28 protein-coding genes and 1 pseudogene are annotated in these 26,118 nt (G+C 66.8%); 16 read left to right on the forward strand and 13 right to left on the reverse strand.

The genetic code is table 11. From position 1 onward, the window contains the following. Window positions 1–8: 8 nt before the first annotated feature. Window positions 9–108 (forward strand): annotated as a pseudogene (locus ACW179_RS07575) (hypothetical protein); the annotation flags it as partial. Between the two features lie 23 nt (window positions 109–131). Continuing rightward, window positions 132–1,502: an ABC1 kinase family protein gene (locus ACW179_RS07580; protein ID WP_492063686.1), complete on the forward strand. Its 1,371-nt coding sequence runs from the start codon at window positions 132–134 to the stop codon at window positions 1,500–1,502. Here the strand turns inward: ACW179_RS07580 and ACW179_RS07585 are convergent. After that, window positions 1,499–1,828, reverse strand: a complete 330-nt coding sequence (locus tag ACW179_RS07585; RefSeq protein WP_492063687.1) for a helix-turn-helix domain-containing protein — start codon at window positions 1,826–1,828, stop codon at window positions 1,499–1,501. The two genes, ACW179_RS07580 and ACW179_RS07585, sit on opposite strands and share 4 nt — an antisense overlap. A gap of 52 nt (window positions 1,829–1,880) precedes the next feature. Here ACW179_RS07585 and ACW179_RS07590 point away from each other — a divergent pair, with 52 nt between their 5' ends. After that, window positions 1,881–2,321, forward strand: coding sequence for an SRPBCC domain-containing protein (locus ACW179_RS07590; protein WP_492063689.1), 441 nt, complete (start codon window positions 1,881–1,883; stop codon window positions 2,319–2,321). Here ACW179_RS07590 and ACW179_RS07595 read toward each other — a convergent pair. Beyond that, on the reverse strand, window positions 2,318–2,917 hold the full coding sequence (locus ACW179_RS07595) for a hypothetical protein (protein ID WP_492063690.1): 600 nt from the start codon (window positions 2,915–2,917) through the stop codon (window positions 2,318–2,320). The two genes, ACW179_RS07590 and ACW179_RS07595, sit on opposite strands and share 4 nt — an antisense overlap. Further along, window positions 2,907–3,422 carry an RNA polymerase sigma factor gene (locus ACW179_RS07600; RefSeq protein ID WP_492063691.1) on the reverse strand — a complete coding sequence of 172 codons (516 nt, stop codon included), beginning with the start codon at window positions 3,420–3,422 and terminating at the stop codon, window positions 2,907–2,909. The genes ACW179_RS07595 and ACW179_RS07600 overlap by 11 nt, the downstream gene beginning before the upstream one ends. A 106-nt stretch (window positions 3,423–3,528) precedes the next feature. On the opposite strand from ACW179_RS07600, the gene ACW179_RS07605 reads away from it, so the two are divergent. The 8 genes from ACW179_RS07605 (at window position 3,529) to ACW179_RS07640 (ending at window position 9,780) form a co-directional block, all read left to right on the forward strand. Then, window positions 3,529–4,002, forward strand: coding sequence for a PaaI family thioesterase (locus ACW179_RS07605; protein ID WP_492063692.1), 474 nt, complete (start codon window positions 3,529–3,531; stop codon window positions 4,000–4,002). A gap of 2 nt (window positions 4,003–4,004) precedes the next feature. Then, window positions 4,005–4,949: an alpha/beta fold hydrolase gene (locus ACW179_RS07610; RefSeq protein WP_492063693.1), complete on the forward strand. Its 945-nt coding sequence runs from the start codon at window positions 4,005–4,007 to the stop codon at window positions 4,947–4,949. A 52-nt stretch (window positions 4,950–5,001) separates the two neighbouring features. Further along, window positions 5,002–5,946: a glycosyltransferase family 9 protein gene (locus tag ACW179_RS07615; RefSeq protein ID WP_492064268.1), complete on the forward strand. Its 945-nt coding sequence runs from the start codon at window positions 5,002–5,004 to the stop codon at window positions 5,944–5,946. A gap of 63 nt (window positions 5,947–6,009) precedes the next feature. Further along, window positions 6,010–6,249, forward strand: a complete 240-nt coding sequence (locus ACW179_RS07620) for an aa3-type cytochrome c oxidase subunit IV (RefSeq protein ID WP_492063694.1) — start codon at window positions 6,010–6,012, stop codon at window positions 6,247–6,249. Between the two features lie 118 nt (window positions 6,250–6,367). Then, on the forward strand, window positions 6,368–7,507 hold the full coding sequence (locus tag ACW179_RS07625) for a Re/Si-specific NAD(P)(+) transhydrogenase subunit alpha (protein ID WP_492063695.1): 1,140 nt from the start codon (window positions 6,368–6,370) through the stop codon (window positions 7,505–7,507). 235 nt (window positions 7,508–7,742) lie between these two features. Continuing rightward, on the forward strand, window positions 7,743–8,069 hold the full coding sequence (locus tag ACW179_RS07630; RefSeq protein WP_062149601.1) for a proton-translocating transhydrogenase family protein: 327 nt from the start codon (window positions 7,743–7,745) through the stop codon (window positions 8,067–8,069). Then, complete coding sequence (locus ACW179_RS07635; RefSeq protein WP_492063696.1) at window positions 8,066–8,365, forward strand: hypothetical protein; 300 nt, start codon at window positions 8,066–8,068, stop codon at window positions 8,363–8,365. The genes ACW179_RS07630 and ACW179_RS07635 overlap by 4 nt, the downstream gene beginning before the upstream one ends. After that, window positions 8,362–9,780, forward strand: a complete 1,419-nt coding sequence (locus ACW179_RS07640; RefSeq protein WP_492063697.1) for an NAD(P)(+) transhydrogenase (Re/Si-specific) subunit beta — start codon at window positions 8,362–8,364, stop codon at window positions 9,778–9,780. Before ACW179_RS07635 ends, ACW179_RS07640 begins: the two co-directional genes overlap by 4 nt. Before the next feature lie 86 nt (window positions 9,781–9,866). On the opposite strand, the gene ACW179_RS07645 is transcribed toward ACW179_RS07640, so the two are convergent. Continuing rightward, on the reverse strand, window positions 9,867–10,214 hold the full coding sequence (locus ACW179_RS07645) for a UrcA family protein (RefSeq protein ID WP_492063698.1): 348 nt from the start codon (window positions 10,212–10,214) through the stop codon (window positions 9,867–9,869). A gap of 636 nt (window positions 10,215–10,850) precedes the next feature. Here ACW179_RS07645 and ACW179_RS07650 point away from each other — a divergent pair. The 4 genes from ACW179_RS07650 to ACW179_RS07665 are packed head-to-tail and all read left to right on the forward strand — an operon-like array spanning window position 10,851 to window position 14,994. Continuing rightward, complete coding sequence (locus ACW179_RS07650; protein ID WP_492063699.1) at window positions 10,851–11,594, forward strand: M23 family metallopeptidase; 744 nt, start codon at window positions 10,851–10,853, stop codon at window positions 11,592–11,594. A gap of 45 nt (window positions 11,595–11,639) precedes the next feature. Beyond that, a complete protein-coding gene (locus ACW179_RS07655; RefSeq protein ID WP_492063700.1) occupies window positions 11,640–12,614 on the forward strand; it encodes an alpha/beta fold hydrolase in 975 nt (324 codons plus the stop codon). 14 nt (window positions 12,615–12,628) lie between these two features. Next, a complete protein-coding gene (locus ACW179_RS07660; RefSeq protein WP_492063701.1) occupies window positions 12,629–13,546 on the forward strand; it encodes an ABC transporter ATP-binding protein in 918 nt (305 codons plus the stop codon). Continuing rightward, a complete protein-coding gene (locus tag ACW179_RS07665) occupies window positions 13,543–14,994 on the forward strand; it encodes an ABC transporter permease (protein ID WP_492063702.1) in 1,452 nt (483 codons plus the stop codon). Before ACW179_RS07660 ends, ACW179_RS07665 begins: the two co-directional genes overlap by 4 nt. Window positions 14,995–15,072: 78 nt before the next feature. On the opposite strand, the gene rpsU is transcribed toward ACW179_RS07665, so the two are convergent. Further along, on the reverse strand, window positions 15,073–15,312 hold the full coding sequence (gene rpsU / locus ACW179_RS07670) for a 30S ribosomal protein S21 (RefSeq protein ID WP_085953736.1): 240 nt from the start codon (window positions 15,310–15,312) through the stop codon (window positions 15,073–15,075). A gap of 180 nt (window positions 15,313–15,492) precedes the next feature. On the opposite strand from rpsU, the gene ACW179_RS07675 reads away from it, so the two are divergent. After that, window positions 15,493–16,152 (forward strand): COQ9 family protein, encoded by a 660-nt coding sequence (locus tag ACW179_RS07675; RefSeq protein WP_492063703.1) that lies wholly within the window; start codon window positions 15,493–15,495, stop codon window positions 16,150–16,152. Between the two features lie 233 nt (window positions 16,153–16,385). Here the strand turns inward: ACW179_RS07675 and ACW179_RS07680 are convergent, their stop codons facing one another. The 8 genes from ACW179_RS07680 to ACW179_RS07715 form a co-directional block, all read right to left on the reverse strand. Next, a complete protein-coding gene (locus tag ACW179_RS07680; RefSeq protein WP_492063704.1) occupies window positions 16,386–16,955 on the reverse strand; it encodes a DUF3035 domain-containing protein in 570 nt (189 codons plus the stop codon). Window positions 16,956–17,051: 96 nt separating this feature from the next. After that, window positions 17,052–17,564, reverse strand: coding sequence for a signal peptidase II (gene lspA, locus ACW179_RS07685; RefSeq protein ID WP_492063705.1), 513 nt, complete (start codon window positions 17,562–17,564; stop codon window positions 17,052–17,054). Window positions 17,565–17,763: 199 nt separating this feature from the next. Then, on the reverse strand, window positions 17,764–20,880 hold the full coding sequence (gene ileS / locus ACW179_RS07690) for an isoleucine--tRNA ligase (RefSeq protein WP_492063707.1): 3,117 nt from the start codon (window positions 20,878–20,880) through the stop codon (window positions 17,764–17,766). 481 nt (window positions 20,881–21,361) lie between these two features. Then, a complete protein-coding gene (locus tag ACW179_RS07695; RefSeq protein WP_492063708.1) occupies window positions 21,362–21,649 on the reverse strand; it encodes a hypothetical protein in 288 nt (95 codons plus the stop codon). Between the two features lie 854 nt (window positions 21,650–22,503). After that, the gene (locus tag ACW179_RS07700; RefSeq protein ID WP_492063709.1) at window positions 22,504–23,592 is read right to left on the reverse strand and encodes a S1C family serine protease; all 1,089 of its coding nucleotides are present in this window, start codon (window positions 23,590–23,592) and stop codon (window positions 22,504–22,506) included. Window positions 23,593–23,740: 148 nt separating this feature from the next. Continuing rightward, window positions 23,741–24,682: a bifunctional riboflavin kinase/FAD synthetase gene (locus tag ACW179_RS07705; RefSeq protein ID WP_492063710.1), complete on the reverse strand. Its 942-nt coding sequence runs from the start codon at window positions 24,680–24,682 to the stop codon at window positions 23,741–23,743. Further along, window positions 24,682–25,104, reverse strand: a complete 423-nt coding sequence (locus ACW179_RS07710; RefSeq protein WP_492063711.1) for a MaoC family dehydratase — start codon at window positions 25,102–25,104, stop codon at window positions 24,682–24,684. The genes ACW179_RS07705 and ACW179_RS07710 overlap by 1 nt, the downstream gene beginning before the upstream one ends. Before the next feature lie 62 nt (window positions 25,105–25,166). Continuing rightward, window positions 25,167–26,027: a TIGR01459 family HAD-type hydrolase gene (locus ACW179_RS07715; RefSeq protein ID WP_492063712.1), complete on the reverse strand. Its 861-nt coding sequence runs from the start codon at window positions 26,025–26,027 to the stop codon at window positions 25,167–25,169. Window positions 26,028–26,118 lie beyond the last annotated feature (91 nt).

A 26,118-nucleotide genomic window follows, 5' to 3' on the forward strand; every position in this document is an offset into this window, starting at 1 on the left:
ATTTCACTTGTCATCCCGGCCGCAGCGAAGCGGAGAGCCGGGACCCAGGGGCCACCGCATCGGGCTTTGCCCCTGGGTCCCGGGTCGGCCTTTGGCCGCCCGGGATGACAAGAAAATTGAGTGTTTGCACCATGGCTGACGATATCAAAGACCCCGAGCGCGACCGCCTGGCCGGTCGCCTGACGCGCTTTGCCAAGGTCGGGGCGGGGCTGTCGGGCGCGGCGGTCAGCTACGGCGCCAACAGCCTGTTTGGCGGCGACAGCGCCGATGCCCGCAACGCCAAGGCGCTGAAGGCGGCGCTGGGTGGGCTGAAGGGGCCGTTGATGAAGGCGGCGCAGATGTTCGCCACCGTGCCCGACCTTTTGCCGCCCGAGTTCGCGGCTGAACTGGCGGAGCTGCAGACCAACGCCCCGGCCATGGGCTGGCCCTTCGTGCGCCGCCGGATGGCCGCCGAGCTGGGCCCCGACTGGCAGGGCCGCTTCCAGAGCTTTGAGCATGAGGCCGCCGCCGCCGCCTCGCTGGGACAGGTGCACCGCGCGCTCGCCCCCGACGGCCGGGCCATCGCCGTGAAGCTGCAATATCCCGACATGCAGAGCGCTGTTGAGAGCGACCTTGGTCAGCTGCGCTCGCTGTTTTCGCTGTTCAAGCGGATGGACGGCTCGATCGACCCGACCCAGATGATCGAGGAGATCGGCGATCGCCTGCGCGAGGAGCTGGACTATGAGCGCGAAGCCAGGCTGATGGCGCTGTATGGCGGCTTCTTTTCGGGCCGCGACGCGATCCGGGTGCCAGAGCCCTTGCCGGCCCTGTCGACCAAGCGCCTGCTCAGCATGACCTGGCTGGAGGGCCAGGGCCTGATGGCCTTCAAGGACGCGCCGCAGGAGACCCGAGACCGCATCGCCGCCCTGCTGTTTGAGGCCTGGTGGAGCCCGATGACCCAGCTGGGCATCATCCATGGCGACCCGCACCTGGGCAACTACACCTTCGGCGGACCGGCGGGCGGGGACGGCGCCGCGCACCTCAACCTGCTGGATTTCGGCTGTATCCGCATCTTCCCGCCCCGCTTCGTGGCCGGCGTGGTGCGGCTCTATCGCGGCCTGCTGGCCGATGACCGCGAGCAGCAGATCGAGGCCTATCGCAGCTGGGGCTTCTCCAATCTCAATGACGATCTGGTCGATGTGCTGAACGTCTGGGCGCGGTTCATCTATGGCCCGCTGCTGGACGACCGGGTGCGCACGGTCGCCGACGACACCCCGCCGGGCGAATATGGTCGCCGCGAGGCCTTCAAGGTGCGCCAGGCCCTGAAGGAAAAGGGGCCCATCACCATTCCGCGCGAGTTCGTGTTCATGGACCGCGCCGCCATCGGTCTGGGCGCGGCCTTCCTGCACCTGGGGGCTCGCCAGAACTGGCGGGCCATGTTCGAGGCCTCGCTGGAAGGCTTCTCGGAAGAAGGCCTGGCCAAGCGACAATCGGCCGTGCTGGCGGCGGCGGGTATCGTCTAGGTTTTTTCCAGCTCCCGTTTCAGTCGCGCCAGCAAGCCGACCGCCTCTCTGGCGTAGGGAGAAATCCAGCGCTCGTGGATATCGGCGAAGGGCGCGGCGTTCAAATGGTTCCAGCGTACGCGGCCCTCGCGTTGCGCGATGATCAGCTCGGCTTTCTCCAGAACGCCCAGGTGTTGCATAACCGTGCAGCGGTCCAGCGTGTCGGCGAAGTGCCGGCAGAGGTCACCCGTTGTGCGCGGGGCAGCTTTCAACAGGTCCAGGATCTCGCGCCGTCGCCGGTCGGCGAGGGCCTTGAACAGCAGATCGTCCTGGTCGGCGCTTGACATGTTATACATCTATAACAGATAAAATCGATCCGACGCAACGGAGGTCCAGGCCATGGAACTGAAATTTCAGGTTCAGCTGAAGATCCGCAAACCGGCGGCCCAAGTGTTCGACGCCGTCGTCGATCCCAAGAAGCTCAGCGGCTATTTCATCCAGACCTCAACCGGCCCGCTGGTTCCTGGTGTCACGGTGATGTGGAAGTTCCCCGAGTTCGACGAGAGCTTTCCGGTCACCGCCCGCGAGGTGATCAAGGACGAGCGCATCGTATTCGAGTGGGGTTCGGCGGTCGGTGAAGGTGTCAACACCGTGGAGATCGTGTTCAAGCCTCTGGACGGCGGCAACACCCTGGTCCAGATCAGCGAAGCCGGCTGGCCGGAAACCCAGGCCGGAATCACGGCCTCGCAGGGCAACGCCGGCGGCTGGATGCATATGCTGGCGGCCATGAAGGGCTCGCTCGAATACGGGATCAACCTGCGCGCCGGCGGGGCCTTCTAGCCTTCGTACTCGGCCAGCAGCGCCTCCAGTCGCTTCTGCTCGGGCTTCAGCACCCTGAAATAGCGACCGGTGTTCCAGGCCACGCTGGCGCCGAGCGCCACGCCGAACACCAGCAGCATCTGTCCCATGTCACGGTCGGTGGTCTTGCCTACGTCGTTCAACTGGCCGACGGCGAACAGCATGGGGACCATGAAGACCGGCAGGCTCATCCAGAAGATCCTGCAATTGGCCCGGGCCGAGCGGTTGGAGGCCAGCATGGCGGCCAGGGTCTCGCGCACCGGCGATCCGCCGGCCTTGCCGCGCCGCCGCATCAGCATGCCGACGACCATCACGGCCGCCAGCACGACCCAGCAGACGGCGATCATGCCCATCGCGCCCCATTCTTGGCCGATATCCGTGTTGCCGATCAGGATCGACCGCACGGCTATGATGGTGAACAGGGTCATGGCGGCGGTCGGGATCGCCAGCAGCAGCATTTCCCCGCGACGGCGGGCTTTCAAAGTGTGCATCAGTTCCTCCATCAGATAGGCGTGGGCTTTGGCGTCGGGGGTGTTGGCCTCCGAGCGCCAGGCCTGTTCGAGACGGTCAAAGTCCATCGGAGTGCTCCTCCACGAGGGCGGCGATCCGCTGCCGCACGCGGGTCAGGCGGGCGCCGACATTGGTTTCGGAAAGGCCGTGCAGCCGGGCGATCTCGGCATAGGCCAAGCCGTCCAGCGACATCAGGATCAGCGACCGATCCACCGGCGGCAGGGTCCTGATGGCCGTGTAGAGCCGGTCCAGCAGGCTGGCCTCGGGCTCGGCTGCCTCGTGCTCGACGCGCAGCGCCATCTCGGCCTCAATCGCCTCGCGCCGCCGCCGGCGACGGGTCTCACCGCGCTTCCAGGTCAGGGCGGTGTTATGCGCCACCCGATAGACGAAGGTCGCCGCCGCGCTGCGGTCCTGGAAGCGGGGGCGGGCGCTCCACACCGCCAGCATCAGCTCCTGCATCAGGTCATGCTGATCGGCCGGCTCGGCGAAGGCGCGGCTGATCCGGCGTAAGTCCGCCAGATGCGGCGCCAGCCAGTCGGCGAAAGCCTCGTCCCTGTTGCGATCCGCGCCCATGGCCCATCCCGTGTTCGAAGAGGTTAGACGCCGCTCGACGCCTTGTCCTTACACGGCCGTCGGGGAAGGGTTCCGCTTTGTTCAAACGGTCGTTAGGATTTGTCCCATGTCCGACGATCTTACCGACGCCCAGACCGCCGCCATCCCCGATGGCTATTCCCAGCTCAACTGGTCGCGCGGCTTTGGCCGCCAGATCGGGCCGCTGTTCGAGCAGCGCTCGGGTCCCGGTGAGGCCAACCTGGGCTTTCGCGTCGAGGAGCACCACACCAACGGCCTGGGCAATTGTCACGGCGGCATGCTGATGAGCTTCGCCGACATGGCCTGGGGGCGGATCATCTCGCTGCAGAAGTCCTACAGCTGGGTGACGGTGCGGCTGATGTGCGACTTCCTGTCGGGCGCCAAGCTGGGCGACTGGGTGGAAGGGCAGGGCGAGCTGATCGCCGAGGAGGACATGGTCTTCACCGTGCGCGGCCGGATCTGGTCGGGCGAGCGCACCCTGATCACCGGCACGGGCGTCTTCAAGGCCCTGTCGTCGCGCAAGCCTCGCCCCGGCGAAGCCGCCTACAAGGGCGAGGGCTGAGCATGGCTGACGATCAGGAACAACTGGCCCGCGCCGTGCCGCCGATGCCTGCCCCCCTGGAGGCCTTCGCCGGTGAGGTTCCGCCCGCCCCGGCCTGGTTCGAGGACGCCCTGGCCATGGCCCCCGAGCGCTCGACGGTCATGGTCGACGGCGCCGCGATCGAGATGCTGACCTGGGGCGAGATCGGCAAGCCGGGCCTGCTGTTCCTGCACGGCAACGGGGCCCACGCCGACTGGTGGAGCTTCATCGCCCCGTTCTTCGCCAAGGACTGGCGGATCGCGGCGATTTCGTGGGCCGGCATGGGCGGATCGGACTGGCGCGAGGCCTATTCGGCCCAGTCGTTCGCCGCCGAGGCCTTTGCGGCGGTCGAGGCGGCGCAGTTGGAGGCCGGCGGGGTCAAGCCGATCTTCGTGGGCCATTCGTTCGGTGGCTTTCCCACCCTCTATTGCGGCGTCGAGCATGCCGACCGGCTGCGCGGCATCATCATGGTCGACAGCAGCATCCAGCCGCCGGAAAAGCGCTGGAAGGGACCGCCAAACCGCCCCGGCTTTGGCAGCAAGGTCTATCCGACTCTGGTCGAGGCCCTGGCCCGCTTCCGCCTGGCCCCGCCCCAGGCCTGCGAGAACCTCTATATCGCTGACTACATCGCCCGCCGCTCGCTGAAGGACGTGGAGGGCGGCTGGACCTGGAAGTTCGATCCGGCCATCTGGCAGCGCTTCCGCATGCCTGATCTGGGGCTTCTGCTGTCGCAGATCGCCTGCCCGGCCGCCCTGATGTGGGGCGAGCGATCCAACCTTATGCATGCCGAGACCTTGGACTATATGATCGGGGAAATGCCCAAGGACGTTCTGCTCGTGCCCATTCCCGACGCCGACCACCATGTGATGATCGACCAGCCCCTGGCCTTCGTGGCCGGGCTGCGCGGGCTGTTGTCGGCTTGGGCCTGAGGTGACCGGTCCGGTCCTGGTCTATGCGCCTGATCGCGGGATCGGGGACCTGATGTGGCATCTGCCGACCCTTCGCGCCATCGCTGCGACCACCCCGGAGGGGCAGGTTCTGCTGGTGGCCAGGCCCTCCAGCCGCGCGGCCGAGGTCCTCAAGGTCGAGCCCGCCGTCTCCCGCGTGCTCTACGCCCCGCACTACAGGGGCAAGCTGAAGGGGGTGCGCGAGGTCATCGACTTCCACCGCATCTGCAGGACCGAGCGGCCGCGTGCGGTCTGGATTCTGGGGAAGATCGACCGCCCGGCCCTTGCGGCCTTTCTGGCCGGCGTGCCCGAGCGGCGCGGCTTTGGCCTGGGCCATGGCCAGGAGCGGTTCCTGAACCGGGGGCCCTATCTGCCCCGCTCAATGCGGCCGGCCCACCGGATCGACAAGCTGGGGGCCTTCGAGACGGCCCACGGCCTGGCTGTCGAGAGCCGCGAGCCTGCGCTGAAGCTGGATCCCGAGGCGCTCGCCGCGGTCAGGGCGCGCTATGCTGACCGGCCCGGTCCATGGCTGTGCCTGGGCATCGGTGCCAGCGAGCCGGCCCGCACCTGGCCGGCCGAACGTTTCGCGCAAAGCGCCCGCCGGCTGGCGGACCTGTTCCCCACGGTCTTCTGGGTCGGTGGCCCGCACGAGGCAGACGGCGCGCGCTCGGCGATCGGCGACCTGCCCGGCAATGTCGTCGCCTGCGACCTGGCGCTGGACCAGTCGGCGGCGCTGATCGCCCTGTCTGCCGGGTTCCTGGGCAACGACTCAGGCGCGCTGAATGTCGCCGCCGCCGTGGGGACACCGTGCGTGGGGCTGATGGGCTCGGCCCCGGTGCCGGCCTATTCGCGCTGGCTGACGCGGCTGGACGGCGGCGAGGGGCGAATCGCCGACATCACCGTTGAGCAGGCCGTCGCGGCCGTGCGCGGACGTTTCGTCGCGGAGGGCTGGGCCGGCCGGAACGCATCCACAGCTTGAGCCCGCGCCCTGCGCGTTGTAATCGGCCTTTCGAGGCTTTTCTTTGATCAGGACAAGACGACCATGGCCGGACCGGCTCACGACTATCACCGCGGTGAAATGGACATCCAGGAACAGGCCGCGACCTATACGGCGTTCGGCGCGATGACCAAGTGGGGCTCGCTGGCGATCTCGGTGCTGCTGCTGATGATCACCATCTGGTTCTGCACCCCGATGGGCTTTCTCGGCGGTCTGATTCCCGGCGTCCTGCTGGCCGTGCTGGGCGTGGTGTTCCTGCGCGAAAAGCCGGGTTCGTCGCACTGACACCGGTAGACATCGGCATATTTTCTCCCTGACGCGCACGTCATGCCTCGACAAGAGGCAAGACTATCCCCTAAAGAGCAGCGCAAGTTGCTTGGGTGAACAGCGCTCTGGGAGGGGTATGCCGATGGCCGTCATCGCCGTGACGAAAGAGACTCGCGCGGGTGAAACGCGGGTTGCCGCCACACCCGAGACGGTCAAGAAACTGACCGCCGCCGGCTTCTCGCTGGTGGTTCAGGCGGGCGCGGGCGTCGCCGCCGCCTATCCCGACGCCGACTACGAGGCGGCCGGCGCCAAGCTGGTCGTCACCGCCGCCGAGGCGATCAAGGACGCTGATGTCCTGTTCAAGGTCCGCGCGCCCGAAGCCGCCGAGATCGCGGCCCTGAAGAGCGGGGCCATCGTCGCCGCCGCCCTCAATCCGCACCAGGACAAGGACACACTGAACGCCCTGGCCAAGGCCGGGGCCAGCGCGATCGCCATGGAATTCATCCCGCGCATCACGCGGGCTCAGGTCATGGACATGCTGTCCAGCCAGGCCAACCTCGCCGGCTACCGCGCCGTGATCGAGGGGGCCGAGGCCTATGGCAAGGCCCTGCCGATGATGATGACCGCCGCCGGCACCGTCGCTGCGGCCAAGGTGTTCATCATGGGCGTCGGCGTTGCCGGCCTGCAGGCCATCGCCACGGCTCGCCGGCTGGGCGCGGTGGTCACCGCCACCGACGTTCGCCCCGCCACCAAGGAACAGGTCGAGTCGCTCGGCGCCAAGTTCCTGGCTGTCGAGGACGACGAATTCAAGAACGCCCAGACCGCCGGCGGCTACGCCAAGGAAATGTCGGCCGAATATCAGGCCAAACAGGCGGCGCTGGTCTCCAGCCACATCGCCAAGCAGGACATCGTCATCACCACGGCCCTGATCCCCGGCCGGCCGGCTCCCAAGCTGGTCAGCGCCGAGCAGGTGGCCTCGATGCGCGCCGGTTCGGTGCTGGTCGACCTGGCCATCGAGCAGGGCGGCAATGTCGTCGGTGCCAAGCTGAACGAAACCGTGGTCACGGAAAACGGTGCCAAGATCCTCGGTGCCGCCAACCTGCCCGGCCGCATCGCCACCGACGCCAGCGCGCTCTATTCGCGCAACCTCTTTGCCCTGTCGGGTCTGTTCCTCAACAAGGAAGGGGCTTTCGCTCCTAACTTCGAGGACGAGATCCTGAAGGCCGCCCTGGTCACCCAGGGGGGCGCAGTGGTGCATCCGAGCCTGCAGGGATGAAGGTACCGGCGCGTCTTCTTCCCCCTTCCCCCTCGATGGGGGAAGGGTCGGGGATGGGGGTGTTTGCTCAGCCCGTCCGGAAGGTCTCGCGAGGTGCCGCGCCCTGCGGTTCTCTTCGCTTGAACGCCGCGCCAACACCCCCAACCCTGCCCTTCCCCCATCGAGGGGGAAGGGTCATGATTTTCCGGGACCGTTCGCGGTCGTCCCAATCCGCCCGAAAGGGGAGCTAAAAACCATGGAAGCCGTCGACCCCACCGTGTTTCGCCTGGCGATCTTCGTGCTCGCCATTTTCGTGGGCTATTACGTCGTGTGGAGCGTTACGCCCGCCCTGCACACGCCGCTGATGGCCGTGACCAATGCCATTTCCTCGGTGATCATCGTCGGGGCCCTGCTGGCCGCCGCCGCCCATGGCGGCGCGGGCGAGGCCGCCACGGGCTCGGTGTGGATCTCCAAGGGAGCCGGTGCCCTGGCCGCAGCCTTCGCGGCGGTCAACATCTTCGGTGGCTTCCTGGTCACCAACCGGATGCTGGCCATGTACAAGAAGAAGGACAAGGCCAAGTGAGCGGCTTCGCCACTCTGACCCTGGCGGCCCTGATCATCCTGATCATCGCCGCCGGCGTCTCGATGGTGTTGCCCCGCAAGAAGGCGACCGGCAACGGCGCAGCCTTCGCGCCGGCTTTTGTCCTGATCGCCATCGGTCTTAGCGCCAACGCCATCGGCCTGCAGGCCGGGGCCAGCGGCGGTGCCGACATCCTTCGCTGGCTCTCGCCCTTTGCCGTCGGCATGGGCGTGGCTTTGCTGCTTGCCAATCTGCGCGCCGAAAAGGCGCCGCCGCCGTCCGGGGGGACCTCCGAATGAACGCCAATATCGCCGCCATCCTCTATATCGTCTCCGGGGTGCTGTTCATCCTGGCCCTGCGCGGGCTATCGAGCCCGGTGACCAGCCAGGCGGGTAACCGCAACGGCATGATCGGCATGGCCATCGCCGTGGGCACCACCCTGGCCACCCTGTGGAGCCAGGGCGCGCTGGACCTCATCACCCTGGGCCTGATCCTCGGCGGCGTTGCCGTCGGCGGCGGCGTGGGCGCGGTGATCGCCCGCAAGGTGCCGATGACCTCGATGCCTCAGCTGGTCGCCGCCTTCCACTCGCTGGTCGGCATGGCCGCCTGTCTGGTCGCCGTGGCCGCTATCTACACCCCGGCCGCCTACGGCATCGTCGGCGAGGATGGCCACATCCATCTCAACAGCCTGATCGAGCTGTCGCTGGGCCTGGCGATCGGCGCGATCACCTTCACCGGCTCGGTCATCGCGTTCGCCAAGCTGAACGGCAATATGGGCGGCGCGCCGATCATGCTGCCGGCCCGCCACCTGCTGAACATCGCCCTGGGCCTTGGCATTGTTGCCCTGATCGTGGTGCTGGTGATCTCGGGCGGCGCGGCGATCTGGGCCTTCTGGGGCATCTTCGCCCTGGCCCTGATCATCGGGATCACCCTGATCATCCCCATCGGCGGCGCCGACATGCCGGTCGTGGTCTCGATGCTCAACAGCTATTCGGGCTGGGCGGCAGCGGCCCTGGGCTTCACGCTCGAGAACACCACCCTGATCATCACCGGTGCCCTGGTGGGGTCGTCGGGCGCGATCCTGTCCTACATCATGTGCAAAGCGATGAACCGCTCGTTCGTCTCGGTGATCCTCGGCGGCTTCGGCGCCGCCGACGCCGTGGCGGGCCCCGGTGGCAAGGTCGAGAGCCGTCCGGTCAAGCAGGGATCGGCCGACGATGCGGCCTTCATCATGAAGAACGCGTCCAAGGTCATCATCGTCCCCGGCTACGGCATGGCCGTCTCCCAGGCCCAGCACATCCTGCGCGAGATGTGCGACAAGCTGAAGGAAGAGGGCGTCGAGGTGAAATACGCCATCCACCCCGTCGCCGGCCGCATGCCGGGCCACATGAACGTGCTGCTGGCCGAAGCCAATGTCCCGTATGACGAGGTGTTCGAGCTGGAAGACATCAACAGCGAGTTCTCGACGGCCGACGTGGCCTTCGTGATCGGCGCTAATGACGTCACCAATCCGGCCGCCAAGACCGATCCGACCAGCGCCATCTACGGCATGCCGATCCTGGATGTCGAAAAGGCCCGCACGGTACTGTTCATCAAGCGCGGCATGGCCTCGGGCTATGCCGGGGTCGAGAACGAACTGTTCTTCCGCGACAACACCATGATGCTGTTCGGGGACGCCAAGAAGATGGTCGAGGGGATCGTGAAGGGGCTGTGATCCTTCACGCCTGTCATTCCAGATAAAGCAAAGGCCTCAGGTTCCCCTGAGGCCTTTGTCGTTTTCGGGTGTCGCCTGGGCTGCGATCACTGGGCGGCCATTTCAACCGTCTTGGCGCGGGCGGCGAACTGCAGGTCCCGGCGCTGCTTGCTGGACAGTTGACGGCTGACGTCGCGGCGGACGGCGGCGCGGCAGTCGTTGAACGACATGTCCAGGGTGTTGGCGCGGGCCTTGGCGCGGCACAGAGCTTCGGCACCGGCATCGATGCGGGCCTTGAACACGGCGGCTTGGGCGGGGTTGGTCAGGTTCAGGTCGCCGACCGAGATGCGGGCTACCGGCTCGGCAGCGTTGGCAGCTTGGGTCAGGCCCAGAACCGGAATGGCGGCCAGGCTCAGGGCGGCGACGGTGGAAAGGCTGGTCATGAACTTGCGCATTGAAGTGATCCCTCTGTGTTGGTTTGTGTCCGGCGCTTGTCTGCGCCCCCATGTCCAGAGGTTTACTTGCCGGTTCTGATGAAGTCTCGTTACGTCTCATTCATGACGTGTAATTTAAAGAATTACACCTAATTCATTGAATAAAACTTCTGTAATCTTTCACGAGCCTGTCGTGCTTGTGGTGCGGGCGCCCGGGCACACGCGACAGGGTGTCGCATCGCTCGGGGCGGGCGGCGGCTCCCGATCTCGCGCCGTCCTTCAGGTTGTCAGGCCGGGACGGGATTTGGTGGCAGCTCCAGAGTTCGCCATCGCCGGCGTCAAGCGCTTCTGAGGCGTCATGATGAATTCCGGCGTATAGAAATACAGTATTATCCTTGGAGAGTCGAAATTTAGCAGATCTATATTTTCATATAGTCAGTGCCGTATGGTCATGTCGCGGCTAAATACACGAGTATGTATTTGTGTGTAGATCGTCTGGCGTGAGAATTTTATTAAGAGGCGGTTAAGCTACGCCTCGCTTTCGCCCCAGAGAGTCGGCATCCAGCCCGCGATTCATCATCACGAAAGAAGGATGTGCGACCAAGAGCGGGTTGCGCGGTCCCATAGCCAGACCGATCGTCTGACAGGAAAGCGGATTTGACGTCACAAACCCTCGCCGGCCCGCCACCCTATTCGCGAGTCACGTTCCTTGCTCTGGTGGGCATGATCGCGACCGTGGGGGTGCTGAACGCGGGCACGGCCTTGCGCGCCTTTGCAGCCGAGCCAGTGCCCGTCATTGTGGCCCCGACCGTCGTCGAGGTGGTCCAGCCACCAACCCCTCCGCCGCCGGCCTTCGTGTTCGACACGCCCTTGCCCGGCCAGGTGGTCAATTCGCCATTCGGCCTACGCCAACTGCCGTGGGAAGAAAACGGACGTCTGCATGAGGGCGTGGACATCGCCGCCCCAACGGGATCGGCTATTGTGGCGGCTACCGATGGGATCGTGGTGCGGACGGGCGTCAACGGTTCCTATGGACGCTATGTGGAGATGGCTCACAAGGACGGCTTTCGCACGCTCTACGCCCATCTGGGTGCCACGGCGCGGGGCGTGAAGGCGGGCCACTATGCTCGGCGCGGCCAGACGATCGCCTATGTTGGCAGCAGCGGCCGCTCGACCGGCGCGCACCTGCATTTCGAGTTGCGCCGCAAGGGCAGGCCTCTGAACCCGGCGTTCTTCCTGGGCCGTACCTTCGCTGAGGCCGATGACCTGCCCCTCAAGGCCGCCGCCCGCGTGTCGCGCAAGGTGCGGCTGGCCACGGTGTCCAACTGGCCTGACAGCGTGAAGGCCGCCAAGGCCAAGTCCGGGCGGGTTCAGGCGCGCCTCGACTCAGGCGATAGCTGAACAAGGCGGCTCGACGCCTCCTGATCGCGCGCTATTGTGGGGCTTATGTTCAAGGTCCTTGGTCGCGGTTTCGCCGGTGTCGCCCTTTTCGCTGTCGCCTACATCGGGTTTGGGGGCGTAATGAGCGCCGCCAGCGCGCCGCGTCCCCGCGGGCAGATGGTCCAGATCGAGCCGGGCCGCAGCCTGCGCCTGGTCTGCGAAGGTCCTGTCAGCGCCCGGCCTGTGGTCTGGCTGGAGGCCGGTGCCTTTGGCTTCTCCGCCGACTTCGGCGCCACCCAGGCGGCCCTGGTTGCTGACGGCTGGCGCACCTGTTCCTATGACCGCGCGGGCATGGGCTATTCCGACCCCGGTCCCCAGCCGCGCGACGGCCTGGCCATCGTGTCGGACTTCGAAAAGCTGGTCGAAAAGTCCGGCGAGCCGGGGCCCTATATCCTGGTCGGGCACTCAATGGCCGGCCTTCGGCTGCGCGAATATGCCGGCCGGAATCCCGACAAGATTGTCGGCCTTGTGCTGGTCGATGCCGCCACGGCCGAGGCCGCTGACAATCCGCGCCTGCAGGGCTTCATCAAGGCCTTCGCCTCGGCCTCGCGCTGGGCGGCGCGGGGCGCATCGATCGGACTTTACAAGCCCCTGACGCGCACGACGCTGGGCGACAAGATCGGTCTGCCGCCCCAGGCCGGGGCCGAGAAGCGCTGGGCCTTCGCCAATGGTCGCCACAACCGAACGGCGGCCGACGAGGTGGAAATGTGGGCCCAGTCCTCTGCCCAGGCCGCCGCCCAGCCCCCTTTCGATCCCAGCTGGCCGGTGGCGGTAGTCACCGCAGGCCCGGTGAAGGGGCGCGAGGACTGGAAAAGGATTCAGGCCAAGCCCGCCCGCGACGCACGCCACGGCCTGATCGACAATGTCGAGGCGGCCACCCACACCCGCCTGCTGGGTAAGGACTTCGCCGACCACATCGTCAGGGCAGTGGCTTTTGTGGCGGATCCGACCAAGACTGATACAACCAAAAAGAGCGATTGATTCAAGGAGCGCGCATGTCGACCGCCCTGCGTCTGGACGGCGTCAGCAAACGCTATGGCGACTTCCACGCCGTGCGCGACGTCAGCTTTTCAGTCCCGGCGGGGCGGATCTGCGGTTTCCTGGGGCCCAATGGCGCGGGAAAAACCTCGACCATCCGCATGGCGCTCGGCCTGATTGCGCCCTCCGCGGGTCAGATCACCGTGCTGGGCAGCGACGACGCCCGCAAGGTGCGCGACCGCATCGGCTTCCTGCCTGAGGAGCGTGGCCTCTACAAGCGCATGACCCCCATCGACGCCATCGCCTTCTTTGCGGGGTTGAAGGGCGTGGCGGACGGCGAGGCGCGCAAGCGGGCGAAAGTGATGCTGGAGGGCCAGGGACTTGGCCCCTTCATGACCAAGCCGATCCAGTCCCTGTCCAAGGGCATGGCCCAGAAGGTCCAGCTGTTGTCAGCCCTGGCCCATGATCCCGACCTGGTGGTGCTGGACGAGCCGTTCTCGGGCCTGGATCCCGTCAACCAGCAGGCGCTGGAGGGCATGATCCGCGACATCGCCGCGCGCGGGGCCACGGTGCTGTTCTCCACTCACGTGATGCAGCACGCCGAGCGCCTGTGCGACCGGGTGGTGCTGATGGCCAAGGGGCGCAAGGTGTTCGACGGCGACGTGGCCCAGGCCCGCGGCGCGGCGCCCCGCGCGCTGGTTCTGGAGGGCGACCTGACGGCGCAAGAGGTCGCGGCCCTGCCGGGGATCGGCGCCGTCACCTGCGAAGCCCTGCCTGACGGTAGTCAGCGCCACGTTGCGACGCTGGAGGCTGGCGCGGACGGGCAGGCGGCGCTGAAGGCCGCCTTTGCTCGCGATCTGGCGCTCAAGCGCTTCGAGATCCGCGAACCCAGCCTGCACGACGCCTTCATCGTCCTGACCGGAGGCCAGGCATGAGCCGCCTGCTGCACATCGCTCGCCGCGAATACCTGGCCTATGTCCGCACGGCGGGCTTCTGGCTGTCGATCCTGGCCCTGCCGCTGGTCATGGGCGTCAGCATCGGGGCTCCGATCCTGATGATGCGCTCGGCCCAACCCGAACGTCTGGCCATTGTCGATCTCACGGGGCAGGGGCTGGGTCAGGCCGTGACCCGGGCGCTGGACGACGAGCAGGCCCGGGATGTCGGCCGCGCCCTGCGCGCCGCCGCCACCGTCGCCGGCGGGCCCAAGGCCGGCGAGACGATCCGAAAGGCCCAGGAGCAGGGCGGCGAGGCTCAGGCCCGTCAGGCGCTGGCGACGCTCAACCCCGCCGTCGCCGAGCGCTTCAAGGCACCCAGGGCCGCGTCGGTCCGCCAGCCGGCGCCGGCCCAGGCGACCGCTGCGAGCGATCCCAGGGCGGCGGGCGTCATCCTGCGGCGCGAGATCGCCGAAGGGCGGCTGGACACCGGCCTGATCCTCAGCGGCCGCGACGACGCCATCGTCATGGACCTGTGGAGCCGCAACCTGGCCGCCCCGGCGCTGGAGAGCGAACTGCGCCGGCATGTGACCGACATCATGCGTGAGCGGGCCCTGATGCGCTCGGGCGTGGCTCCGGCTACGCTGAAGGCCGCTGACGCGCTGAAGCCCACCCTCAACAGCCTGTCGCCCAAGGCCGCCTCGGGCGAGAAGGTCTCGCTGCGCGACCGCCTGCCCACTTATGTCGGTCTGGCCATGGGCTTTCTGCTCTGGTCGATGGTGATGACCGGGGCCGGCATCCTGCTCAACAGCGTGATCGAGGAGAAATCGACCAAGATCCTTGAAGTCCTGCTGTCGTCGGCCTCGGTTCCCGAGATCATGGGCGGCAAGATCCTGGGCGTGGCCGGCCTGACCGGCACGGTGATCGGCGTCTGGGGCCTGGCGGGGGCAGCGGCGCTGATGGCCTTTGCGCCGGGCCTGGCAGGCGACCTCGGTGCCGTGTTGATGGGCAAGGGCCTGATCTTCTACTTCGCCGCCTATCTGGTCGGCGGCTACCTGATGTACGCCAGCCTGTTCGCCGGCATCGGGGCCTTCTGCGAGAGCCAGCGCGACGCCCAGACCTTGCTGGGGCCGATCATGCTGGTGATGAGCATTCCGATCATCTTCATGAGCCAGGCAATCCGGACGCCCGACTCGCCCGTGCTCAACGTGCTGTCCTGGATCCCGCCGTTTACGCCGTTCCTGATGCCGGCGCGGATCGCGGGGGACCCGTCGATGGTCCAGGTGGTCGGCACGACAGTGCTGATGGTGGTGACGACAATCGTGATCGTCTGGATCTCGACCAAGGCCTTCCGCGCCGGGGCGCTGGCGACGGGCAAGGTGGATCTGAAAGGGCTGGTGGGGCGGATGTTCAAGCCCGCGCCTCCCCGCCACAGCGGCGACCCGAGCTGAGTCAGCAAGCCCAGAAACGACGAAAGCCGCGCGGATCGCCGCGCGGCTTTCGATAGTCTTCGACAGTGAGGCTAAAGCCTACCGTGCGCCGACCGGCTTCTTCGGCATCGGGATCAGGCCCTCGCGCTGGGCGCGCTTGCGGGCCAGCTTGCGGGCGCGGCGAACCGCTTCGGCCTTTTGACGGGCGCGCTTTTCCGACGGCTTCTCATAGTGCACGTGCCGCTTCATTTCGCGGAACGAGCCTTCGCGTTGCATCTTCTTCTTCAGGGCCTTGAGGGCCTGATCGACGTTGTTGTCGCGGACGAAAATCTGGACCAGGGGTCTCTCTCCATTCGACGGCCCGACCAATGTCCCGAGTCCCTCTCAGGGGCCGGGCGGGCGAACAAAACCTGACTACCCGGAAGGGGGGCTTCCGGGAAACGAGGGGCGGCAGATAGCAGAGTGAATGGCTGCTGTCCATGCGCGACGCGGCCTAAACACCGGTGTAGACTCGGATTCATGAGCAAAACCGCACAGACGCAAAGCAGCTGGGCCGACGCGGCCGAACAGCGCGTGCTGGACGAAGCCGTGCGGCTGGCGCCCGCCGCCGGCTGGAACGCCCGGCTGACCGAGCGCGCCGCCCAGGCGGCAGGCCTGTCGCCCGGCGAGACCCAGTTGCTGCTGCCCGAAGGGGCGCGAGATCTGGCCGCCCTGCTGTCGCGACGCCATGACGCGGCCGCCCTTGCGCGACTGGAAAGTCTCGACCCGGCCAGCCTCAAGATCCGCCAGAAGATCCGCGAGGGGGTGGTCGCGCGGCTGGACGCTGCCATGGTCGATGCTGAGGTTCTGCGGCCCCTGGCGGCCTTCCTGGCCTTTCCCACCAACCTGGCCCTGGCCCTGCGCCTGACCTGGGAAAGCGCCGATCAGCTGTGGCGCTGGGCGGGCGATACGGCCACCGACGAGAATCATTACTCCAAGCGCGCCATCCTCTCGGGCATTCTGGTCTCGACCCTGGCGGTGGACATGGCGTCTGGCCGTGAGTCGGCCCTGGCCCATCTGGACGCCCGGATCGACAACGTCATGGCGTTCGAGAAGTGGAAGGCCGGCCTCAAGCCCATGGACCTGGCCAGTGAGCTGGTCGCGGCCCTGGCGAAGATGCGTTACGGGCGGACGAAGTGAGTTCTGGTCCTTTCCGTCGTCACCCCGGGACTTGTTCCCGGGGCCCATGGTTCAGCTTCATCGTGAGAGCTTTTCTCGCTCCGCATCAGCGGCGGACAAATGGGTCCCGGGAACAAGTCCCGGGATGACGAGACCTGAGATTCACAGGTAACGGCCAGCGAGCGGCCACCCAAAGAAAAAGCCCGGAAGCTTTCGCCGCCGGGCCTCTTCAAATTCTCAGGATCGAACCGAGCCTACAGGCCCGGCAGCTTGATCCGGCTCTGCTTTTCGCGGCTGATCACCACCTTGCCGGGACCCATCAGGGCCTTGAGGCGGGCTTCCTCGGCGGCGGCGTCGATGGCGAGCGGGGCATTGGCGCCGGTCTCGGTGGCGGTGGCGGCAACCTCGGTCGCCTTGTCCTTCTTCCAGAACATCACCTTGCTGGCAAAGCTCTCGTCCTTGTGGGCCAGGTCGCCGGTCTCGTCATCGACCACGAAGCGGATCAGCGGGTCGGCTTTGTCGACGCCGGCGCGGGCGACCAGCAGCTTTTCACCGTCCGAGCGGCCGGCGGCCATGCTCTGGCCGATCAGGGCCTGACGGGCGGCGCTTTCAGGCTGCAGTTCCTGCGGGCGGGGCTCGCCGGGGGCGGGCGGACGCAGGGCATAGTCGGGCGGAACGACCAGGGGAGCCTTGGTGACGACGCGGAACTCGTCGGGGACCACCTTGCTCATGCCCAGAGCCTTGGAGGCCGATTGGCAGCCCGCGAGGCCCGTGGCGGCGACAGCGGCCAGAACGCTCAGGGTCGCGACCCGATTGAAACTCATGAACAAGTGCTCCAGCACGCCCCGGCGGGCCAAAATTTCGAGCGCTCTCGATACGACATCATCGCGCGGGTGCCAATGTCTCTCGCGATTACGGCCTTATTCGGTCTGGTGAGCCAGTTTTTCCTCACCGTTGAGGAAGCTGTCCAGCAGCAGGAACGCCACCCCCACCGAGATGCCGGCGTCGGCGACGTTGAAGATCCAGGGGAAGTAGAGATCGCGCACGTCGATGAAGTCGGCCACCGCGCCATAGATCACCCGGTCGATCAGGTTGTTGCCGATGGCCCCGCCGATGATCAGGCCCAGGCCGATGGCCATCAGCGGCTTGACTGCCTTGCGCGCCCAGATCGCCAGGGCCACGACCACGACCGTCGAAAACCCGGTCAGCAGCCAGCGGGCCCAGTCGGCGTGGCCGCTGAGCAGGCCAAAGCTCATGCCCTGGTTCCAGACCATGGTCAGGTCGACGGGGCCGGGCAGGGGGATCGTCTGGCGGGTCGGCAGGTCCAGGCCGTGCAGGATCCACAGCTTGGACGCCTGGTCGAGCGCCACGGTCAGGGCGGCGATGGCATAGGCGATCCAGCCTTGGCGGGTGATGGTCGGGAGTGTCGTCACTTTGGTGGCCGCTCCTCGTGAAGCTTGGACGTCTATCTGAAATCCTCTCCCAGAGGGAGAGGAGGGGCCCGCCGCGTAGCGGTGGGAGGTGAGGGGTTACATCGCTAGCCGGAGTGCCGGCACGCCGTCCTGCTCCGTAACCCCTCACCCTCCCACGCAAGCGTGGGTCCCTCCCTCTCCCTCTGGGAGAGGGCTGAAATCAGGCCCTCTGGCTATCCCACCACGCCACGGCGTCGGCATCGCGAAGGCTAAGCTCGGGATAGCGCGGATCGGTTCCGACCTCGGTCAGGATACGCCACGAGCGGGCGCATTTGTGACCCTCGGCAAGCTTCGGATCCACCGACACGCTCTTGACCTCGTCGGTCGTGAATGCGCCGCCCTCACCGGCTACCAGGGTGGCCGACGAGGTACGGAACACCTCGGCGGCGTCCAGGCCGTCAAAGGCGGCCAGCAGGTCAGGCTCGCTGACATGCACCACCGGAGCCGCCTCCAGCGCCGAGCCGATGCGCTTTTCGCGGCGTTCGACCTCCAGCGCCCCGGTCACGACCGACATCACCGTCTCGACCTTGGCCCAGCGCGCCGCCTCGGCGTCGTTGCGCCACATCGCCGGCGTCTCCGGGATCACCCGCAGGCTGTTGGACCCCGCGTCGGGGAAGCGCGTCATCCACGCCTCTTCCATGGTGAAGCTGGTCAGGGGCGAGAGCCAGATGGTCAGGCGCTCGAAGACGTAGTCCAGCACCGTGCGATAGGCCCGGCGGCGCAGTTCCGTCGGCTTGTCGCAATAGAGGCTGTCCTTGCGGATGTCGAAGAACAGGGTCGACAGGTCGCCCTGGCAGAACTCGATCAACGGCCGCGTCACGTCGGCGAAGCGATAGGCCTCATAGGCGGCGCGGACCTGGCCATCCAGCTCCCACAGGCGGTGCAGGATGAACTTCTCCAGCGGCGGGAACTGATCGTAGTCGGTCACCCGCTCGGCCTCGTCGAAGCCGGCCAGGGCGCCCAGCAGGTAGCGCGTGGTGTTGCGCAGCTTGCGATAGGCGTCGGTGGTGGTGGCCAGGATGGTCTTGCCGATCCGCTGGTCTTCCGAATAGTCGACCATCGCCGCCCACAGCCGCAGGATCTCGGCGCCGCTTTCCTTGGTGACGGTCTGCGGCTCGACGGTGTTGCCCTTGGACTTGGACATCTTCTCGCCGTTCTCATCCTGGGTGAACCCGTGGGTGAGCACCGCCTTGTAGGGCGCGCGGCCGCGGGTGCCGCAGCCTTCCAGCAGGGACGACTGGAACCAGCCGCGATGCTGGTCGGAGCCTTCCAGATAGAGGTCGGCCGGCCAGTGGCTGTCGGCCCGGCCCTCGATCGTGAAGGCGTGGGTGCAGCCGGAGTCGAACCAGACGTCGAGAATGTCGGCGACCTTCTCGTATTGAGCCGCGTCATAGGCCTCGCCGAGGAACTCAGCATCGGGACGGGTGAACCAGGCGTCGGCGCCGCCTTCGCGGATGGCCGCCAGGATGCGAGCATTGACCGCCTCGTCCATCAGCGGCTGGCCGGTGGTCTTGTCGACGAACATGGCCAGCGGCGTGCCCCAGGCGCGCTGACGGCTGACCAGCCAGTCGGGACGGCTTTCCACCATCGAGCCGATGCGGTTGCGACCGGCGTCAGGGTGGAAGGCGGTGTCGGCTATGGCCTGGAGGGCCAGCTGCCGCAAGGTTCTCCCTTCCCCCTCGATGGGGGAAGGGTCGGGGATGGGGGTGTTGGCAGGGCTTGTCGGAGGTGCCGCGTTCGGCGCCGATCCTGAATCCTCCGGCAAGGTCGCGTCAGCACCCCCATCCCCACCCTTCCCCCATCGAGGGGGAAGGGCTTTCAAGGGCTGATCCATGCGGATGAACCACTGCGGGGTGTTGCGGAAGATGATCGGCGCCTTCGAGCGCCAGCTGTGCGGATAGCTGTGCTCGACGCGGCCGCGCGCCAGCAGGTTTCCGGCCTCGATCAGCTTGTCCATAACGGCTGCGTTCGCCGGACCGAACTTGCCGGCCTTCTTGCCCTCGGTCTCGATGACCTTGAGCCCTGCGAACAGCGGCACGTGCGGGAAATAGGCGCCGTCGGGATCGACGGTGTCGGGGATGGAGTCGAGCGCATAGCCGCTCTTGAGCCAGACCAGATAGTCGTCCGCGCCGTGGCCGGGTGCAGTGTGGACAAAGCCGGTGCCGGCGTCGTCGGTGACGTGGTCGCCGGCCAGCAGGGGCACGTCGAAGCCGAAGCCCTCATCGAATTGGGCCAGCGGATGGGCGAGTTTGAAGCCCTCCATGTTCAGCGTGGTGAGCTTGCGCCACTTGCTGACCTTGGCTGCTTTGAAGACCTCATCGGCCAGCTTTTCGGCCACGATCAGGCGATCGCCAGGCTTGGACCAAGGCGCGAATTCCAAACCTTCCTCGATCGCTTGAACCTCGTAGGCAGCGTAGGCGATGTTTGGATTGTAAGAGACCGCGCGGTTTGCGGGGATCGTCCAAGGCGTCGTCGTCCAGATGACGACAGAAGCGCCACGGTAATCGTCATTTGGCATCGAGCCGGGCACGAGGTCGAAAGCCTTGCCTTCGGGTTGATATGTGACCGGGAACTTTACCCAAACCGTCGGGCTGGTGTGGTTGTGGTACTCGATCTCCGCATCCGCCAGGGCCGTGCGCTCGACCGGGCTCCACATCACCGGCTTGGAGCCGCGATAGAGCTGGCCGCTGGCGGCGAACTTGTGGAACTCGGCCACGATGGTGGCTTCCGACGAGAAGTCCATGGTGGCGTAGCGGTTCCACCAGTCGCCCAGTATGCCCAGGCGCTGGAACTCGACCTTCTGGGCTTCGATCCAGCCGCCGGCATAGTCGCGGCAGCGGGTGCGGAATTCCTCGGCCGGGACCTCGTCCTTGCGGCGGCCCTTGGCGCGGAACTCTTCCTCGATCTTCCACTCGATCGGCAGGCCGTGGCAGTCCCAGCCGGGCACGTAGTCGACGTCGTAGCCCAAGGCAAAGCGCGAACGGACCACGAAGTCCTTCAGCGTCTTGTTCAGGGCGTGGCCGATGTGGATCGCGCCGTTGGCATAGGGCGGGCCGTCATGCAGCACGAAGAGCTTACGCTCTTCGACTGGAAGATGGGCTTGATCGGCCTGGCGCTTGGCGCGGATCGCGCCGTACAGGCCCTTGGGCGACAGGGCGGCCCAGCCCTCCAGGATCTCGGGTTCCTTCTTGGGCAGACCGCCGCGCATCGGGAACGGGGTGTCGGGAAGGAAGACGGTGTCGCGATAGTCGCGGGCGGGCGTGGCGTCGTCGGCCATGGGAAAGCGATCCAGCTTGGAAGTTCGGGGTTCCCGGCACGGCCTGCGCGGCTACGCCGCTTCGTTGGCCGGGAATGACGGATTTAGAAGGACCCGACGCGCGCGCATGCCTGACTGGCGGCGTCACGCCGGGCGGATAATTCGCGGGATTTTCCGAACGAACGTCATGGGCTTGGGGATAGCAGAGGGTTGCGGGCAAGGCCAGTACGATGCTCCCCCTTGGGGGCGCTGCCAGCGAAGCGGGCTGTTCGCATAGGGTATGGAAGACTTGCCGCTCCTGAGGATGTTCAAGACCTCTGTCTTCCTGGGCCCTGTGCCCAGGACCCATGGTGCCAGGAACAGCTGAGCTGGACCCGAGACCCGGGCTCTTCGGCTGCAACAATCCTTAATTTCAGAGCCTGCCACCGGCTATGGATCCTGGGCACAGGGCCCAGGAAGACAGAAATTTCATAAGCGAGGGACTTGGCGGACTGAGGGAGCTCTAACGCCGGCGTTGCTGCCGCTCGGCGATCAGCCGGTCCAGAACCGGGGTTGTGCTGGGCCGGCGCAGGTCGGCGCGCCCCTCGTCGATGGTCTGGCGAAAGTCGGCCAGCTGCTTGTGGAAGATCACCTGCTCTTCCGGCGGTGCGTCGGCCAGGCAGGGCTCTGCATGCTTCAGGATGCGACCCATCTCCTGTTCCAGCAGATCATAGAAGCACAGGGCCTTGCGCTCGGCGCGCCCGGCATGGCGCAGGGCGCGGCGGCGGCGAGGGGGCTTGGATTTGGGCATGGCGGGGGCTCCTGACGGGTCTTGGGGTGACAGGACGGAAGGCGCAGGCTCTCCGCCTCACGCGAACAGTCGCTGAGTTTTCGTGGGGAGGCGCGAAGCGGCCGGGGCGAACCCGGGGACCGTGATGGGTTTAGTGTGCGTTTCGGCTCGTCTCTTCCGCTTCGCAGAAGCTGTTCTGACCGTGAGGATGGCAAGCTCGCGAGCGCTGTTTCAGCTCTGGCCCCCAATTGTCCCCCGGACGGGCGCGCCCAACCCCTGCGGTGTGTCCGTGAGGGGTCCGACGGGTCGCGATAGACGGCTTTACGATCACCGCCCTGTCGTTCCGCGCTGTCTGACAAGCAAGACCTCCGGTGGCCCCGGATCAATCCAACGAACAGGCCACTTTCAGTCTTGCTGCGTGACCGCGCGGCCCCGCTCAGCTTCATCCCCATCGCCGCTTCGGGCCGGTACCAAGCGCCCTCCCCCTGCGACGGGGACAGCTGTGACTATGGGGGTGGTTTTGAGCGCGTCTGATGGCGCGGTGCGAGATTTTTGCAGGGCGTTGATTTGGCTGGGGTTTGTGGGCGATGCGCCGGGGATGGAGGACGCTGTATCCCCATAAATCCTCCCCCTGAAGGGGGAGGAGGCCGTCAGGCCGGAGGGGGAAGACCGCACCGAGTCAGCAGCCACTACCCCCTCCGTCGCCTGCGGCGACACCTCCCCCTTGAGGGGGAGGATCTGTTCCCGCCCGCCTAACCGGCGGGGAGCCCTCCCTAAATCCCACAGCGAGACGATCACAGGACAGCGTTAGACTTTATCCCCGGACTTGCCCCCTCCGGCCCTCCGGGCCACCTCCCCCCTGAAGGGCCGGATCCCTAGCTCCGCTTGCGCACCTTGGGCGTGATGCTGACCGTCATCAGCCTGCCTTCGCGGATCAGGGTGAACGGGGTGATCTTGTCGATGCTGTGGTGGTCCAGCGCCCGCAGCAGGTCGTCCAGGCCGGTCAGGGGCTGGTCGCCGGCGCTGAGCAGCAGGTCGCCTTCCTTGACGCCGGCCTTGGCGGCCGGACCGCCGGGATCCACATGGGCCACGAAGACGCCGTAGGCCTGGGTGACGCCGGTGGCCCTGGCCAGGGCGGCGGGGATCGGGGCCTGCTGGGCCACCAGGCCGATGGAGCCGCGCCGCACGAAGCCGTGGGTCAGCAGTTCGGCCATCACGAAGGTGGCGGTGTTGACCGCGACGGCAAAGCACAGACCCTGATAGCCGGCGATGATGGCGGTGGCGATGCCCACCACCTCGCCGCGCGAGCTGACCAGCGGGCCGCCGCTGTTGCCCGGATTGAGGGCGGCGTCGGTCTGGATCAGGTCCTCGATCAGCCGGCCGCGCTCGCCGCGCAGGCTGCGGCCCAGGGCCGAGACCACGCCGGTGGTCACGGTGGCCTCAAAGCCCAGAGGCGCGCCGATGGCGATCACCAGCTGGCCGCGCCGCAGCAGCTTGGAATTGCCCAGGGTGACGACCGGCAGGTTGACGCCCTGGTCGATCTTCAGCAGGGCCAGGTCGGTGTCGGGGTCATCGCCGATGCAGCGCGCCGTCAGGCTGCGGCCCTCGGCGGTGATGATCACAAAGCGGCTGGCACCCTGCACCACGTGGCTGTTGGTCAGGATCACCCCGCCCTCGGCCACCGCAAAGCCCGAGCCGACGCCCTGGATGCGGGGGTCCTCCAGCATGGGATGCACGCGTACCACCGACGGCCCCACGGCCTCGACGGCGCGGACCACGGCGTTGGAATAGGCGTCCAGCAGGCCATCGTCGGGCGGGATGCAATAGGCCCCGCCGGCCTGGGGAACCTCGCCGGGATCGAAGACGAACTGGGCGGCGTCGGGCCAGGCCAGGATCTCGTGCCGCCGACGCGGCGTCGGGCGCCGCGCCTGCGCGAAGCTCTGGTACTTGCGCCCCTTCAACATGCCCGCCCCCGCAGCCCTGGCGAAGGTTAACAGCAGCAGCGCTGCGGGCGATAGGGGGATGAACTATGGGATCGCATCAAACGGCGGTCATCCCGGATCTGCGCCCGGCTTGTGCAGGGCTTGTCCGGGAAAACAGGCTGTTTCGGGATCAGAATCCCGGCGACACGATGGCCCGCGCGGCGGTCTCGTCGCGGCGGATCTGTTCGACCATCAGTTCGATGCTGTCGAACTTCAGTTCCGGGCGCAGGAAGGCGATCAGCTGGGTCTCGATCACCTGGCCATAGAGGTCTTCGTCGAAGTCGAACAGCCAGGTCTCAAGTCGGGTCTCGACCGTGCCGGTGGTGGGGTTGTTGCCCAGATTGGCCACGCCGGGCACCTGCCGGCCGTCGGGCAGGCGGGTGCGGGTGGCGTAGACGCCCAGCTTGGGCACCACATAGTCGACGATCTCGACATTGGCGGTGGGGAAGCCCAGCTGCCGGCCCAGCTGCTGGCCGCGTCGCACCACGCCCTCGATGGCGAAGGGGCGGCCCAGGATGCGCGAGGCCTCCTCAGGTTGGCCGTCGCGCAGGGCGTCGCGGACGCTGGTCGACGAGAACTTGTCGCCGGCCTTGCCCGCCACCGGCGATGCAATGGAGACGCCAAAGCCCTGCTGGTCGCCATAGGCGCGGAGGGCCTCGGGGCTGCCGGTGCGGCCTTTGCCGAACGAGATGTCAAACCCTGCCGCCACGTGCTTCACGCCCAGACCGTCAACCAGAACCTGCTCGACAAATTCCTTGTCCGAGAAGCTCGCCATCTGGAAGTCGAACGGCAGCAGATAGAGGATATCCACCCCCATTCCGCCCAAAATCCGGGCTTGCTGCTCGATGGTCATCAGGCGGAAGGCCGGTTCGGTGGGGCGAAACAGTCGGCGCGGGTGCGGATCGAAGGTGATCACCCCCAGGGGCGCCTTCAGCGCGCTGGCGGCTCTTGCGGCCTCGGCGATCACCTGCTGGTGGCCACGATGCACGCCGTCGAAATTGCCGAGCGCGGCGGCTGCGCCCCGATCGGCGGCAGCCAGATCCTTCCAGCCCTGAACGATCTTCAATTTCATCAGGCGGCCTTGCGCGGAACCATGATCACCGCCTCGCCCTCGACCACCGGCTTGCCGTTCACGAGGCAGACCGTGGTCAGGGTGACGCGGGCCTTGGCCGTGTCGATTTCGGTGATGGTGGCCCGCGCGGTGACCGCGTCGCCGATCTTGACCGGCCGCTTGAAGCGCAGGGCCTGGGACAGATAGATCGCGCCGGGGCCGGGCAGCTGGGTGCCGATCACGGCCGAGATATAGCCCGCCGACAGCATGCCGTGGGCGATACGCTCGCCAAAGCTGGTGGTGGCGGCATAGTCAGCGTCGAGGTGGACGGGATTGTTGTCGCCGGTCACGGCGGCGAAGGCGATGATGTCGGCCTCGCCGACGGTGCGAACCAGATCGGCGCTCTGACCGATGCTGAGATCTTCAAGATACAAACCCTGCATGACGCGTTCCCCTGCGGTTTCTTATTGTGCGTTGCAGCGCAATCTAACCGCTGATCCTCAATTCACCAGACCAGATCGCCTACGGCGTGTGTGGCACCGGTCTTGTCGGCGGCCAGCAGGGCCAGAACGGCCTCGGGGTTCAGCAGGCCGTCGGGGCCGATCGCGGCCTCGCCATGGATGCCCTTGGCGATGAACAGGCAGGCCAACTTCTGGTTCTCTGCGCCCAGCACGTCGGTGATCACGCCGTCGCCGATGCACAGCACGCGGGCACGGTCCACGGGCTTGCCGGTCAGCCTTTCGGCTTCGGCGAGGGCCAGGTCGTAGATCGGGGCGAAGGGCTTGCCGGCCATGATCACCTCGCCGCCGAGGCTTTCATAGAGGTCTGCCAGGGCCCCGGCGCAGAAGATCAGCCTGTCGCCGCGCTGCACCACCCGGTCGGGATTGGCGCAGATGAAGGTCAGGCCGCGCTGGGCGGCCAGAGTCAGGCGCTCGCGATAGTCTTCCGCAACCTCGGTCTCGTCGTCGAACAGGCCCGTGCAAGAGATGAAATCGGCGTCCTCGCAAGAGGCGCTGGTCAGGTCCAGGCCGGCATAGAGCGGGGCGTCGCGGTCCGGACCGATCCGCCACACCTTGCCCGGCGCGCGCTGGGCCAGCAGGGCTCTGGTGGCGTCGCCGGAGGTGACAAAGCCGCCCCACGCCGCGCGTGGCACGTCCAGGCTGTCCAGTTGCGAGACAACATCGGCCGAGGGGCGCGGCGCATTGGAGATCAGCACCACCGGCCCGACCTTGGCACCCCATTGGGTCAGGGCCTCGCAGGCCTGCGGAAAGCTCTCCACCCCATTGTGGATCACGCCCCAGACATCGCACAGGACGATGTCATAGCGGTCGGACAGGGCGGACAGGCCGGCGGGAAAGTCGATCATGACAGGGCGGGTAACCGTCGGGGGCGGAGGCGTCAACGCCGGGAGCAAGCTTAGGTGTCGGCGCGGTGGTCAAATTCAAGGGCACGCCCTT

It is taken from the genome of Caulobacter sp. AVps18, assembly GCF_058681425.1.